The following is a 13,300-nucleotide window of genomic DNA, read 5'->3' as shown; positions in this document are numbered from 1 at the left end:
TGCATAGCGGGAATATAATCAGCCATGGCTTCTCCTTCCCAACTTGCAACCCTGATCGACCTTGCCCAGCGCGAAACGGACGATTGCGCCAAGCGCCTGGGCGCGGCCCTGAAAGCGCTCGACGATTGCCGCCAGAAGCTCGACATGCTGTCCGGCTACCGCGACGATTATGCCAAGCGCTTCGAGGCGAGCATGAGCAACGGCATCACGCCCATGGCTTACCGCAACTTCCAGGCCTTCATGGTCAAGCTCGACAGCGCCATCCTGGGCCAGCAGCAAGTGGTCGAGCATGCGCAGACGCGCAGCGAGAATGAAAAGATGCGCTGGCAGCTGGCCGAACGCAAGCGCATGTCGTACACCACCCTGAACAACCGGGCGCAGGAACAGGCGCTGAAGCTGGAAAACAAGCGCGACCAGAAAGCAATGGATGAGCACGCGGCGAGACAAGCCTATTACAAACGCTAAGCAACACTGAGGCAGCATCATGCAAACCCAGCCAACACCGATTTCCCAGATCATCTCGCCAAACGCCACGCCCGGTGCCGCCAACCGCAGCCAGCCCTCCACCAGCGGCGCGGCGGGCGACTTCCAGCGCACCCTGAACCGCCAGATCGAGCAACGCCAGGCCAGCCGTAATATGGCGCAAGCGCCAGCGCCGGCGCCGGCACGCCCCGCCAGCCCTGCGGCCGCGCCAGCACCCGCAACGCCGGCGCCCGCCAATGAAGCGAAGCCGGCGCAAGCGGGCACCGAACAGGCGGCCAGCAGCGAGCAGCCGCCCGCACCAGCTACCGAGGCGGCGCCCCCCGCCAACGGCGACAATGACAGCGCCACGGCAGAGGCCAGCGTGCCCGCCGTTCCCGCGACGACAGTCATGCCGCCAGCCGACCCGGCCGCCGAGATGCTGGCCCTCGTGGGCAGCATCCGGCTGGCCATCCAACCGCCGGCGGCAGCCGCCAAGGCCGTGCCGGAACTGCCGGCGCGCGCCAGCGTCAAGGCCGACGGCAAGGGCCTGGCAACCGGGCCGTTACTGGCAGCCGGCCAGGGCAGCGGCAAGGCAGCCGCCACCGTCATCGCGCAAGCGGACAGCGGCGACTTTGCCGACAGCCTGGGCCAGGCCCAGGGCAAGGCGGCCGCCACACCAGGCGCCAGCGTGCCGGCAGGCAAGGCCGAACCGGGCAAGCTGACCGTCGACGCCCAGTTGGCGGCCACCGCCAGGGCGGGCGCCGCCGTAGCCGAACCGATCCTCAAGGAAACGCCTGCCGACCTGAGCCGCCTTGCGGCCCAGCTGCAGCCGGGCGCGCTGCAGCAGGCCGCGGCCGCCGTGGCCGTGCCGGCCGACAAGCTGACGGGCCGGGTCGGCTCGCCGGCCTGGGACCAGCAACTGGGGCAGAAAGTCGTGTGGATGGCGGCCGGCGGCGACCAGAGCGCCACCCTGACCCTGAATCCGCCCGATCTGGGGCCCGTGCAGGTGGTCCTGACGGTCACCAATGACCAGGCCGATGCCGCCTTCATGTCGGCCCAGCCGGAAGTACGCCAGGCGCTGGAAGCGGCCATGCCGCGCCTGCGCGAAATGATGAGCGAAGCGGGCATCGCCTTCGGCAGCGCCACCGTCTCGGCCGGCACGCCGGAACAGCAAAACCATGGCGAGCGCGCCGCCTCGGGCGAACGCCGTGGCAATGGCCAGGGTGGCGGCACCTCCGGCGGCGAGATCGCCATCGCGCCGGCAGCTGGCGGCCGCAGCCGACCCAGCCTGAGTGCCGTGGATACCTTTGCCTGACGACAATTCGTCGTCCGCAGGCCACAGGCGCGCGCCGCGGCATAACTTTTCGTATAAAAACAGCGAGTTGAGGGCGCTTCCGCCCTCTTTTCACTGCATCCTTCTGCGCAGAATTTGCCGATAATGACATAATGGCGTCGTGATCCACTTCCATGCACCCGAGTACCATTGAAAGCAAATCCAAAAATGAAAGCAGATCCGAAAGCAGATGCAGGCCTGGCCCCCGCCGGCGCCTCGAAAAAGAAGCTTCTGATCATCGTGCTGGCCTCGGTGCTGGTGGCCGGCGGCATCGGCGGCGGTGCCGCCTGGTACTTCTTGCATGGCAAGGCCGATAAAGAAGAAGCGGCGCCGAGCAAGAAAAAACACGCCGCTTCCAAGGCAGGTCCGCCCGTTTTCGTCCCCGTCGATGCCTTCACCGTCAACTTGCAGCCGGAAAATGGCGAGCAATATCTGCAGATCGCGTTTACTCTGCAGGTGGGCAGTCCGGAAGAAATGGATAGCATCAAGCTGAACATGCCGAAAGTGCGCAGCCGCTTGTTGCTGCTGCTGTCCGGCAAGAAGGCGTCCGAACTCAATACCGTGGAAGGCAAGCAGCAGCTGGCGGCCGAAATCATCAATCAGGTGAACCAGCCGTTCGAGGACAAAGGGCCGGAGCAGGACGTGACGGACGTATTATTTACCGCATTCATCATTCAATAAGCAGCCATGGCCGATAATTTCCTCTCCCAGGAAGAAGTCGATGCCCTTCTGAAGGGCGTCAACGGAGACCAGGACGACGCGCAGACGCCGGAAGATGTCACGGGAGTTCGTACCTACAACCTGGCAACCCAGGAGCGCATCGTGCGCGGCCGGATGCCGACGTTGGAAATTATCAACGAGCGTTTCGCCCGGCTGCTGCGCGTGGGCCTGTTCAACTTCCTGCGCCGCAGCGCCGAGGTGTCGGTCGGGTCCGTGCGCGTCTCGAAGTACAGCGAGTTCATCCGTAATCTGGTGGTGCCGACCAATCTGAACCTGGTGCACATGAAGCCGCTGCGCGGCACGGCCCTGATGGTCTTCGATCCGGGCCTCGTCTTCCTGCTGGTCGACAATCTGTTCGGCGGCGACGGACGCTTCCACACACGCGTCGAAGGGCGCGACTTTACGCAGACGGAGCAACGCATCATCCTGCGCATCCTCGATATCGTCTTCGAAGCCTATACCAAGTCGTGGGAGCCGGTCTTCCCCGTCGAATTCGAATATATCCGTTCAGAAATGAACACGCAGTTCGCCAACATCGCCACGCCGAACGAGGTGGTGGTGGCGTCCACGTTTACGGTGGAACTGGGTTCCGTTTCCGGACAAATCCACTTCTGCATGCCGTATTCGATGATCGAGCCGATCCGCGATTCGCTGACCTCGAGCCTGCAGGGCGAGGCGCTGGAAGTGGACAAGCGCTGGATCCGCCTGATGACGCAGCAGATCCAGATCGCCGAAGTCGAGCTGGTGGCCTCGCTGGGCACGGCGCGCGTGTCGTTCGACGAGATTTTGAACATGAAGGTGGGCGACATCATCCCCCTGAATATTCCCGAACTGATCGCCGCCACCGTCGACGGCGTGCCCGTGATGGATTGCACGTATGGCGTGTTGAACGGACAATATGCGCTCAAAGTCGAAAAGTTGCTGGCGAATGCCGACAATATGAATAACCATTAAGAAATACCCGGATCGCGCTGCGGTCCGTATCTGTACAACAGGAGAAACACATGTCTGACAACCAAGACGACCAAAGCGCGGAAGACGATTGGGGCGCGGCCATTGCCGAGCAGGCCAAGGCGGAAGCCGAAGCGCTGCAGAACCAGGCTGCCACTACGGCCAGCGCGGCGAGCGCTGCCGTGTTCAAGGACTTTTCCAAGCAGGCATCGAAGTCGGAAACGCACAACGATATCGATTTCATCCTCGATATTCCCGTGCAGCTGACGGTCGAACTGGGCCGCACCAAGATCGCCATCAAGAACCTGCTGCAACTGGCACAGGGTTCCGTGGTCGAGCTCGACGGCCTGGCCGGCGAACCGATGGACGTGCTGGTCAACGGCTGCCTGATCGCCCAGGGCGAAGTGGTGGTGGTCAATGACAAGTTCGGCATCCGCCTGACCGACATCATCACGCCTTCCGAACGTATCCGAAAATTGAATAAATGAAGCCTGGCCTGTTGATTTCCACCGTGCTGCCGCTCCTGGCGGCATGCAGCATTGCCCACGCGGAACCGGCAGCCGCGTCGGCGCCGGCGGCCAGCGCCGCCAGCGCTTCCGTCGCGGCAGCAAGCGAGACACCGCCCGTTGCTGCAGCAACGGTGCCGGCCACCTCGCCTGCCGCCGCCCTGCCCGCCATGCCGGCGGGCGCGCCCATGACGATGGCGCCGACAAGCTCGGCCGGCAGCCTGCTGCAAACCATCTTCGCGCTCGTATTCGTGCTCGCCCTGCTGATCGGCTTGGCCTGGTTCATGAAACGCTATGGCCCCAAGGTCATGGGCGGCAACAACAAGATGCGCGTCGTCAGCTCGCTCAACCTGGGCGGACGCGAACGCATCGTCCTCGTCGAAGTGGCCGACCAGTGGATCGTCGTCGGCGCCTCGCCCGGCAGGATCAACGCGCTGGCCACCATGCCGCGCCAGGAAGGCGAGTTGCCGCAACTGGCGACGGCGCAAAACGGCCCCGCGGCCGCCAATTTTTCCGAGTGGCTGAAACAGACCATCGAAAAACGCAATGGGAAATAAGCAGCAGATGGCGTGGTCCACCTTGAAGACTCCCCTGACCTGGCTGCTGGCGGCCGCCGCCCTGGCCTTGCCGCTGTGGGCGCTGGCCGAACCGGGCATCCCGGCCTTCAACAGCACGCCGGCGCCGGGCGGCGGCCAGAATTACTCGCTGCCGGTGCAGACGCTCATCCTGATGACGTCGCTCACCTTCCTGCCGGCGGCCCTCTTGATGATGACCTGCTTTACGCGCATCATCATCGTGCTGTCCCTGCTGCGCCAGGCCATCGGCACGCAATCGGCGCCGCCGAACCAGGTGCTGGTGGGGCTGGCCCTGTTTTTGACCCTGTTCGTCATGGGCCCCGTGTTCGACAAGATCTATACGGATGCGTATCAACCGTATCAGGAAAACAAGATCAGCATGCAGCAGGCGATGGACAAGGGCGTCGATCCCCTGAAAACCTTCATGCTCAAGCAGACGCGCCAGGCCGACCTGGCCCTGTTCGCCAAGATGTCGCGCTCGGCGGCCCTGCAAGGTCCGGAAGACGTGCCGCTGCGCATCCTCGTGCCCGCCTTCGTCACCAGCGAACTGAAGACGGCGTTTCAGATCGGCTTTGCCATCTTCATCCCGTTTCTGATCATCGACATGGTGGTCGCCAGCGTGCTGATGTCGATGGGGATGATGATGATGTCGCCGGCGACGATCTCGCTGCCGTTCAAGCTGATGCTGTTCGTGCTCGTCGACGGCTGGCAGTTGCTGCTGGGCTCCTTGTCCCAGAGTTTTTACTAGGGGAAGTACGATGACACCCGAAAGCGTCATGACCCTGGGCCGCCATGCGATGGAAATCACCCTGATGGTGGCCGCACCCATGCTGCTCGTCGCCCTCATCATCGGCTTGATCGTCAGTATCTTCCAGGCGGCCACGCAGATCAACGAGGCGACCCTGTCCTTCATCCCCAAGCTGGTCGGCATCTTCGTCGCCATCGTCGTGGCCGGCCCGTGGATGCTGTCCGTCATGCTCGACTACATGCGCCAGGTGTTCACGGGCATCCCGAACCTGGTCGGCTAGTGCAGCGATTGTTGCCATGCTGACCCTGTCGAGCATCGAACTGAACACGTGGATCGCAGCACTGCTGTGGCCGCTTAGCCGCATCCTCGGCTTGATCGCGGCCGCCCCCCTGTTCGGCAACGCGGCCGTGCCGGCCACCGTCAAGGTGACCCTGGGCGCGCTGCTGGCCATGATCATCGCCCCCACCGTGCCGGCCTTGCCTGCCATCAACCCGATGTCCCTGCCCGGCCTGCTGATCCTCACGCAAGAGATGCTGGTCGGGCTGGCCATGGGCTTTTCCATCCGCATCGTGTTTTCCGCCATTGAAATGGCCGGTGAACTCAGCAGTCTGACCATGGGCCTGGGCTTCGCCTCGTTCTTCGATCCGCAAACCAAGGGCAGGTCGTCCGCCATCAGCCAGTTCCTCGTCATGCTGGCCACCTTGATGTTTTTGACCGTCAACGGCCATCTGGTCTTGCTGGCGGCGCTGGCGGAAAGCTTCGTCAGCCTGCCGATTTCATCGAGTCCCATCAGCGGCGGCGGTTTCCAGCAATTGGCGGCCTGGGGCGGAGAAATCTTCCGTTCCGGCCTGCAAATTTCGCTGCCCATCATCGCCGCCCTGCTGCTGACCAACGTGGCGCTGGGCATCTTGACGCGGGCCGCGCCGCAGCTGAACATTTTCGGTATCGGTTTCCCCGTCACCCTGGGCGTGGGCTTGCTGGTGATCGGCATGGTCCTGCCCTATCTGGCCACGCCGTTCCAGAACATGTTCCTGCGCGGCATAGAAACGGCACGGCTGCTGCCGCGCGGCTTTGCCACGCGCGACCGGCCACCGCCGCCCGCGCCGCCGCATCCCTTGCGCCCGGCACTGCCTGCGCCTGCGCCGCTGCCGCCCGCGCGCTGATCAAGGCTGCCAGCCCAGCGCGTGGCGCAACAGCAGCGCCGACAATACGAACATGGTCACGCCGATCAAGCCATCGAGCACTTGCCAGGCCCGGGGCCGCGCAAACCACGGCGCCAGCCAGCGCGCGCCATAGCCGAGCGAGGCAAACCACAGCAGGCTGGCCGCGCTGGCGCCGGCGATGAAGCAGCCACGCAGCGCGCCCGGTTGCTGGGCGCCGATGCTTCCCACCAACAATACTGTATCCAGATAGACATGGGGATTGAGCAAGGTAAATGCGGCCGCCTGGGCCAGGATGGCGCCCAGCGCCAGCCCGGCACCGCCTTCGGCCGCGCGCAGCTGCTGCGGCCGGCGCGCGCGCCGCAGCGCTTGCCAACCGTAGACGGCCAGGAAAACGGCGCCGCCCAATGCCAGCGCGCTGGCCAGCAAGGGGCGCTGCCCCAGCGCACGGGACATGCCCAGGACGCCGGCGGCAATCAGGGCCGCGTCGGCCAGCGCGCAAAACAGCACGATGGCGCCAACATGTTCGCGGCGCAAGCCTTGCCGCAAGACAAAGGCATTTTGCGAGCCGATGGCAACGATGAGTCCCAGGCCCAGGGTCAAGCCCTGGAGAAAGACGGAAAAAACGAGTGGGGTGGTGGCGGTCGAAAGTGTCATGCAGCGATCTTGCCAGCCGCACGCAATGAAGGCAAACTACCTTTACTGCAGTAAGTTAAGGAAAACTTCATTCATGCTCGATTATGCCGCCCTCGCCGCCCTGGCCGCCGTCCTCCGCGAAGGCAGTTTCGAGCGCGCCGCATGCGCCTTGCACGTGACGCCATCGGCCATTTCGCAGCGCATCCGCCTGCTGGAAGAGCGCGTCGGCTGCGCGCTGGTGATACGCGACCAGCCCTGCCGCGCCACGGAAACGGGACGGCGCCTGTGCCAGCACGTGGACCAGGTGCAGTTGCTCGAACAGGATTTGCAGGGCACCTTGCCTGCGCTGGCGCAGACAGCACTGGGCGTGTCGCGCGCCAGCGTGCCCGTCGCCGTGAATGCCGACAGCCTGGCCACCTGGCTGACGCCCGCCATCGCCGCCTTTGCGGCCAGGCACCCGGTGCTGCTGCAAGTGGCCGTCGACGACCAGGACCATACGGCCGAATGGCTGCGCAGCGGCGCCGTGCTGGCCGCCGTCAGCGCCACGGCCCGGCCCGCATCGGGCTGCAACAGCCGCCCGCTGGGCGCCATGCGCTACCTGGCGGCCGCCAGTCCCGCCTTTCTGCAGCGCTATTTTGCCCACGGCGTGGGCGCCGCCAGCCTGGCGCTGGCACCCAGCCTCGTCTTCAATGCCAAGGACGAACTGCAGGCGCGCTGGGTGCGGCGCCTGTGCCACCGGCACGTGGAGCTGCCGCGCCATGCCCTGCCTTCGTCGCATGCCTTCGTCACGGCCGCCCTGGCCGGCATGGGCTGGGGCTTGCACCCGCAGGCGCTGATCCAGCCGCATCTTGACAATGGCAGCCTGGTCGAACTGCTGCCCGATACGCCCCTGGACGTGCCCTTGCACTGGCATACGGCACGCGCCGCCTCCGGCCTGCTCGACGGCTTGAGCGCAGCCGTCGTGGCCGCCGCCCGCACGGGCCTGCTGCCGCCCTGACGGACCGCGTCAGGGCTGGTCGCTGCTGAATGCGAAGCGCCGGCGCCGCACGTCGACGTTCAGGCGCAACTGGCGATGTTTGACCAGGTAGCGCACGCCGACGAGGGCTGCCGCCAGGCCCGACAGGGCGGCGATGCCCAGCGCCCAGCGCGGGCCGAAGGTGTCGGCCACCCAGCCCACGATGGGCGCGCCCAGCGGCGTGCCGCCTGCCGAGATCGCCAAAAGGATGGCCATCACGCGGCCCCGCATGGCGGGCGCCGTCGACAGTTGCACGCTGCTGTTGACGCTGGTGGTAAACGTTTGCGCGGCGATGCCGATGACCACCAGCATGATGCCGAACAGCCAGTAATTGGGCATCACGGCGGCCAGTGCGCAGGCCAGGCCGAACAGCGCGGCCGCGCCCAGCAGCAGGGCCAGGGTGGGCTGGCCGCGCCCCGCCGCCAGCAAGGCGCCGGCCACGGAACCGCAAGCCATCACGGAACTGAGCACGCCATACTGGCCGGCGCCCGCATGAAAGGCCGTCACGGACATGGTCGAAAGGAAAATCGGGAAGTTCAGGCCGAAGGTGCCGATCAGGAACAGCATCAGCAGAATGGCCATCAGGTCGGGCCGCTGGCGCACGTAGCGGAAACCCTCGCCCAGGCTGGCGCGCGTGGCCTTGACGCGCGGCGCATGGCGCAGCAGTTCCACGCGCAGCAGCAACAGCGAACCGATCACGGCCGCAAACGAGACGGCATTGATGATGAAGACCCAGCCGCTGCCGACGCTGCTGATCAGCAAGCCGGCGACGGCAGGACCCAGCATGCGCGCCGCATTGAACGAAGTGGAATTGAGCGCCACGGCATTGGTCAAATCTTCCTCGCCGACGATTTCAGCCACGAAAGTCTGGCGCACGGGCGAATCGAAGGCCGTCACGCAGCCCAGCAGGAACGCAAACACATACACATGCCACAGTTGTACCAGGCCGCTGATGCACAACATCCCGAGTCCCAGCGCCAGCAAGCCCATGGCCGCCTGCGTGCACAGCAGCAATTTCCTGCGGTCGAGCAGGTCGGCCGCCATGCCCGTCAGGGGCAGCAACAGCAGTTGCGGGCCGAATTGCAAGGCCATGACGATGCCGACGGCGCTGGCATTGTGCTGCGTCAATTCGCTCAGCACCAGCCAATCCTGCGCCGTGCGCTGCATCCACGTGCCGATATTCGACACGAGGGCGCCGCCGGCCCAGATACGGTAATTGGGAATGCGTAGCGAACGGAATGTGTTGTTCATCTGGGCGTGCGGGCTCCTTGCCGGGGTCGTGGTGAAAAATTCAGCGGATCACTCCGCCAAGCGTTTGAGTAAGGCCACCGCCTTGTCGAGCTCGGTGACTTCGGCCGGCGTGAGCCGGGTTTCGATGGTGCGCGCCAGCCAGTCTTCGCGTGCGGCGCGGCTCGCCGCGATCCAGGCGCGGCAGCTGTCCGTCAGGGTCAATAGCGTCTGCCGGCCATCGAGCGGGTCGGGCGACCCCGTCACCATCCGCGCTTGCGTCAAGGCTTGCACGGTGGCGGCCATGGACTGGGGCCGCATGCCTTCGGCGCGCGCCAGGCTGCTGGCCGTGGCGGGGCCGTCGCGCTCGAGACGGCTGAGCACGGATGCCTGCGACATGCTGACGTCTCCCAGGTGCGCCTCTTCGCGCAGGCGGCGGCGCAATTTGCCGACCAGGATGCGCAATTCGCCGGCCAGTTGCAGAACTTGTTCGTGGTCTTCTTGCGCGGTGGTCATGGTAGCCGTGTGGTGTATCAACGGACTCCACTATAACAGATATACAGTTAGACTGCACAGTTTGCCTGCATATATTGCCAGAACAGCCAGATTCCGCGCGTAAAAAAGCCGGGGTGGGAGATGCACTCCCTGCCCCGGCTTGCCGGCCCATCCCGCGATGCCTGTGCGTCAGCTGATGTAATTGAACAGCGACAAGCCCGAGATCGAAGTGAACGATTTTTGCGCCGCCTGCAGGGTCACTTGCTGCTGGCTGAAGGTGGAAATGGCTTTCACCATATCCAGGTCTTGCAGATCCGACAAGGTGGTGGCGTACTGGATGTCGAGATCGTCGCCGGCGCTGTCGAGGTAATCGAGTTCCTTCATGCGGGAACCGACATCGGCGCGCACGGACAGCACATTGTCATAGGCCGTATCGAGGATATTGTGCGCGGCGTTCAAGCCGTTCGTCAGGCGCGCCTGGCCCGCATCGCCGCTGCCAGGCTGGCGCAGCACGCCGATCAGGTTTTTCACGGTGGTAAACAACGATTCCTTGGCGCTCGGCTCCAGGGTAAAGCTGTCCAGGTCGGCCGGCTTGCCCGTGATGTTCACTTGCTGGCCGTCGAAAGTGATGGCGTCGCCCGCCTTGTAGGGGATGGGCACGGCAGGATTGGGCACCGTCTGGCCCAGGGTGGCGTCGGTGACGGTATAGGTGGTGACGGCGTCCGTTCCCGTGCCCGTGACCTTGAAGTCGATCGAATACTTGTGCCCCGTCAATGCCGACGGGTCCGTCACCGTGCCGCCCGAAATCACGCCCGAGCCGCCGCGCGTGAAGTTGGCGGTAGCGGCGGCCGTCGTGAACTTGCCGTTGCCCGTCAGGTTGTTTTCAAACACGGTGGCGCCGGAATCGCTGGTGGCCAGGTAGCGCGCCGAACCCACCTGCAGTTCGCGCTGTCCCTGGTCGCCCACATAGCTGGCGCCCGTCGGCGTCTGGCTGAATGGCTGGGTCGTGGATTTGTAGCCGGAAAACAGGTAGCCGCCCGCGCCGTCGGCCGTGTTCGCGATGCCCAGCAAGTCGGTCAGCCGGCCTTCCAGCTCCCTCGCCAGGGTATCGCGGTCGACATCCTTCAGGGAAGGGTTACCGGCTTTGAGCACCAGGTCCTTCACGTCGGCGATCAGCGAGGTGGTGCTGGCCAGCGCCAGCTCTTCCTGCGACAGGAAGTTCTTCGCATTCGAACGGTTCGTCACGAACTGGGTGTTGATCGATTGCGACTGCGTCACTTCCAGCGCGCGCGCCGAGGCGATCGGATCGTCGGCCGGCGTCAGGTTGCGGCGGTTCGACGACAGCTGCATCTGCGTACGGTTCAAGGCGCCCTGCAGATTGTTCAGCTGCGAGCTGCCCTGGTCATAAATCATTCGTGTGCTGATGCGCATGATGCTGCCCTTCCAGAAAGCCGCCGCGCGCTACGCCGCGGCAAAAATTGATTAACGTCCCAGGCCGATGACCACGTCGAACAGGGTGCTGGCGATCTGCATGACCTTGCCGCACGCCTGGTAGGACTGCTGGTAACGCAGCAGGTTGGCCGCCTCTTCGTCGAGGTTGACGCCGGAAACGGCCTGCTGCTGGGTGCTGACCTGCTGCAGCAAGGCCAGGCTGGCCAGGCCGCTCACCTGCACTTCGCGCGTCTTGTTGCCCACGAAGCTGACGGTTTGCGCATACGAACCCTGGAACGTGGCATTGCCGCCATCGAGGATATTCTTCGTCTGCAAGCCCGCCAGCAGCGCGGCATTACGGTTGTCGCCCACGCCGCCCGTATTGGGCTTGATGACGAAGGTATCGCCCTGCGCCGGCGTGCCCGTCATGCTGACATTGATGCCGCCAAAGCTGAAGTTGTCGCCTTCCGTGTAGGGGATGTTCGCCGTGCCGGCCGGATAGGTCGTGGTCGCGCCATTCAAGCCCTTGACCGTCACCGCCTGGCCCGCCGGGAAACCCGTCAGCGAGGTGGTCGCCTTGTCATACGTCAAGGTCAGGGGACCGGTCAGCGCATTGCCCGGCGTCAGGTAGGCCTTGTCGACGGAGCCGGCGCTGAGCTTGCCGGAACCCGTATTGGCCACCGGCGCCGACGTGGCGATCGGCGCGGCGGCCGCGATCTTGTTGCGGTCGGTGATCAGCACGTTCAAGCCGGCCGCGCCATTCGCCGTCGGCTTGATGACGTAGTTGTCGCCTTGGGCGGCCGTGCCCGAGATCGAGAAATCGACGCCGTCGATGGTTTGCGGCCCCGTTTGCGGATACGGATTGATGATGGTGTGCGTGCCGTCGGATTCGCGCGTTACCACATAGTTGCTGCCGTCGTATTTCAGGCTGTAATCGCTGGCCGTCAGCTTGGTCGGGTCGCTGACCTTGGCCGACAGCACCGTGGTGCTGCTGGCGTTGTTGCCGCGGTCGGCACCGATCACGGGGTCGGGTATCTTGAAAAAGTCGCCGCCCATGGCGCCATTCAAGTCCTGGCCCAGCTTGTGCTGGTCGTTGAAGGTGCTGGCCAGCGCAATGGCGACCTTGCCCAGCGAGTTCTGGACATTGTCCAGCGTACCGCTGCGAAATTCCAGCAAGCCGCCCAGCGAACCGCCGGTCAGGGAACTGTCCGGCAGCACGGTGACGGTACTGCCCGTGACATAGCCCACCTCGATACGGTTCGGGTCCGTCCGCGAAGGCGTGGCCGCCAGTTCGAAGCTGCGGTCCGCCACCACCAGGGGCTGGCCGGCGCCGATGGAAATGGTCACGGTATTGTTGGCGGCGGGCTGCACCGTCGCCTTCACATATTTGTTCAATTCCGTGATCAGCTGGTCGCGCTGGTCCAGCAGATCGTTGGGCTGGTTGCTGGCATCGACCGACAACTGGGAAATCGACTTGTTCAGCTCGGCGAGCTGCTTGGCATAGGTATTGATCACCGTCACATTCGACGTGATCTGCGAATTGACGCCGTCACCGATCTCCGTCAGGCGCGCGCTCAGACCCTGAAAGCGCGAAGCGAGCGAGCCGGCGCTCGACAGCAGCGCCTGGCGCGACGCGACCGACGAGGGATTGGAGCTGAAATCCTGCACGCCCTTGAAGAAATCCTGCAAGGCGGGCGACAGACCGGCCGTGGGATCGGCCAGCAGATTGTCGATCTGGCTGATCTGCGTGTAATACGCGTCGAGCGCACTGGTCGCGCTTTGCGCGGAATTGACCTGAGTGGCCATGAAGCTGTCGTACTGGCGCTTGATCTGCGACACTTCCGTGCCCGTGCCGACAAAGCCATAGCCGGCATAGTTGGACTGCGACGTCTGCTGCAGCACCACCTGGCGGTTGTAGCCGGCCACGTTGGCGTTGGTGATGTTATGCCCGGTCGTCGACAGGCCCACCTGCGCTGCAAGCAAACCGCTCTTACCGATGCTGAGTAGATTCGAAGTCATGGTGTCTTATTGGTTACCGTCA

At 64.5% G+C, this 13,300-nt stretch carries 15 protein-coding genes; 10 read left to right on the top strand and 5 right to left on the bottom strand.

From position 1 onward, the window contains the following. Window positions 1-24: 24 nt before the first annotated feature. From fliJ to fliR, 9 genes are all read left to right on the top strand, one after another. A complete protein-coding gene (gene fliJ, locus CSQ95_RS06555) occupies window positions 25-465 on the top strand; it encodes a flagellar export protein FliJ (RefSeq protein WP_070220122.1) in 441 nt (146 codons plus the stop codon). Window positions 466-484: 19 nt separating this feature from the next. Next, the gene (locus CSQ95_RS06550) at window positions 485-1,777 is read left to right on the top strand and encodes a flagellar hook-length control protein FliK (RefSeq protein ID WP_099408918.1); all 1,293 of its coding nucleotides are present in this window, start codon (window positions 485-487) and stop codon (window positions 1,775-1,777) included. A 186-nt stretch (window positions 1,778-1,963) separates the two neighbouring features. Next, window positions 1,964-2,476, top strand: a complete 513-nt coding sequence (gene fliL, locus CSQ95_RS06545; RefSeq protein ID WP_070220126.1) for a flagellar basal body-associated protein FliL — start codon at window positions 1,964-1,966, stop codon at window positions 2,474-2,476. Window positions 2,477-2,482: 6 nt separating this feature from the next. Next, complete coding sequence (gene fliM, locus CSQ95_RS06540) at window positions 2,483-3,469, top strand: flagellar motor switch protein FliM (protein ID WP_070220128.1); 987 nt, start codon at window positions 2,483-2,485, stop codon at window positions 3,467-3,469. A 50-nt stretch (window positions 3,470-3,519) separates the two neighbouring features. After that, complete coding sequence (gene fliN / locus CSQ95_RS06535; protein WP_070220130.1) at window positions 3,520-3,954, top strand: flagellar motor switch protein FliN; 435 nt, start codon at window positions 3,520-3,522, stop codon at window positions 3,952-3,954. Further along, complete coding sequence (gene fliO / locus CSQ95_RS06530) at window positions 3,951-4,529, top strand: flagellar biosynthetic protein FliO (protein WP_070220132.1); 579 nt, start codon at window positions 3,951-3,953, stop codon at window positions 4,527-4,529. Before fliN ends, fliO begins: the two co-directional genes overlap by 4 nt. Before the next feature lie 7 nt (window positions 4,530-4,536). Further along, window positions 4,537-5,295, top strand: a complete 759-nt coding sequence (fliP, locus tag CSQ95_RS06525) for a flagellar type III secretion system pore protein FliP (protein ID WP_373631560.1) — start codon at window positions 4,537-4,539, stop codon at window positions 5,293-5,295. A gap of 10 nt (window positions 5,296-5,305) precedes the next feature. Further along, window positions 5,306-5,575, top strand: a complete 270-nt coding sequence (gene fliQ, locus CSQ95_RS06520; protein WP_034754044.1) for a flagellar biosynthesis protein FliQ — start codon at window positions 5,306-5,308, stop codon at window positions 5,573-5,575. 16 nt (window positions 5,576-5,591) lie between these two features. Further along, a complete protein-coding gene (gene fliR / locus CSQ95_RS06515) occupies window positions 5,592-6,458 on the top strand; it encodes a flagellar biosynthetic protein FliR (RefSeq protein WP_099408917.1) in 867 nt (288 codons plus the stop codon). Here fliR and CSQ95_RS06510 read toward each other — a convergent pair whose 3' ends face one another. Next, window positions 6,459-7,112 carry a LysE/ArgO family amino acid transporter gene (locus CSQ95_RS06510; protein ID WP_099408916.1) on the bottom strand — a complete coding sequence of 218 codons (654 nt, stop codon included), beginning with the start codon at window positions 7,110-7,112 and terminating at the stop codon, window positions 6,459-6,461. Between the two features lie 73 nt (window positions 7,113-7,185). Here CSQ95_RS06510 and CSQ95_RS06505 point away from each other — a divergent pair, with 73 nt between their 5' ends. After that, the gene (locus CSQ95_RS06505) at window positions 7,186-8,088 is read left to right on the top strand and encodes a LysR family transcriptional regulator ArgP (protein WP_099408915.1); all 903 of its coding nucleotides are present in this window, start codon (window positions 7,186-7,188) and stop codon (window positions 8,086-8,088) included. Between the two features lie 9 nt (window positions 8,089-8,097). On the opposite strand, the gene CSQ95_RS06500 is transcribed toward CSQ95_RS06505, so the two are convergent. From CSQ95_RS06500 to flgK, 4 genes are all read right to left on the bottom strand, one after another. After that, on the bottom strand, window positions 8,098-9,357 hold the full coding sequence (locus tag CSQ95_RS06500; protein ID WP_099408914.1) for an MFS transporter: 1,260 nt from the start codon (window positions 9,355-9,357) through the stop codon (window positions 8,098-8,100). A 48-nt stretch (window positions 9,358-9,405) separates the two neighbouring features. Next, complete coding sequence (locus CSQ95_RS06495; RefSeq protein WP_070312130.1) at window positions 9,406-9,849, bottom strand: MarR family winged helix-turn-helix transcriptional regulator; 444 nt, start codon at window positions 9,847-9,849, stop codon at window positions 9,406-9,408. Window positions 9,850-10,017: 168 nt separating this feature from the next. Next, window positions 10,018-11,259: a flagellar hook-associated protein FlgL gene (gene flgL / locus CSQ95_RS06490; protein ID WP_070220145.1), complete on the bottom strand. Its 1,242-nt coding sequence runs from the start codon at window positions 11,257-11,259 to the stop codon at window positions 10,018-10,020. Between the two features lie 51 nt (window positions 11,260-11,310). Then, on the bottom strand, window positions 11,311-13,278 hold the full coding sequence (gene flgK / locus CSQ95_RS06485) for a flagellar hook-associated protein FlgK (RefSeq protein WP_099408913.1): 1,968 nt from the start codon (window positions 13,276-13,278) through the stop codon (window positions 11,311-11,313). Window positions 13,279-13,300: the final 22 nt, after the last annotated feature.

This window comes from Janthinobacterium sp. BJB304, assembly GCF_002735765.1.
In the GTDB taxonomy this organism is placed as follows: domain Bacteria; phylum Pseudomonadota; class Gammaproteobacteria; order Burkholderiales; family Burkholderiaceae_D; genus Janthinobacterium.
Note: the sequence above shows the minus strand (reverse complement) of the source record. Positions and strands in the feature narration are given on the sequence as shown.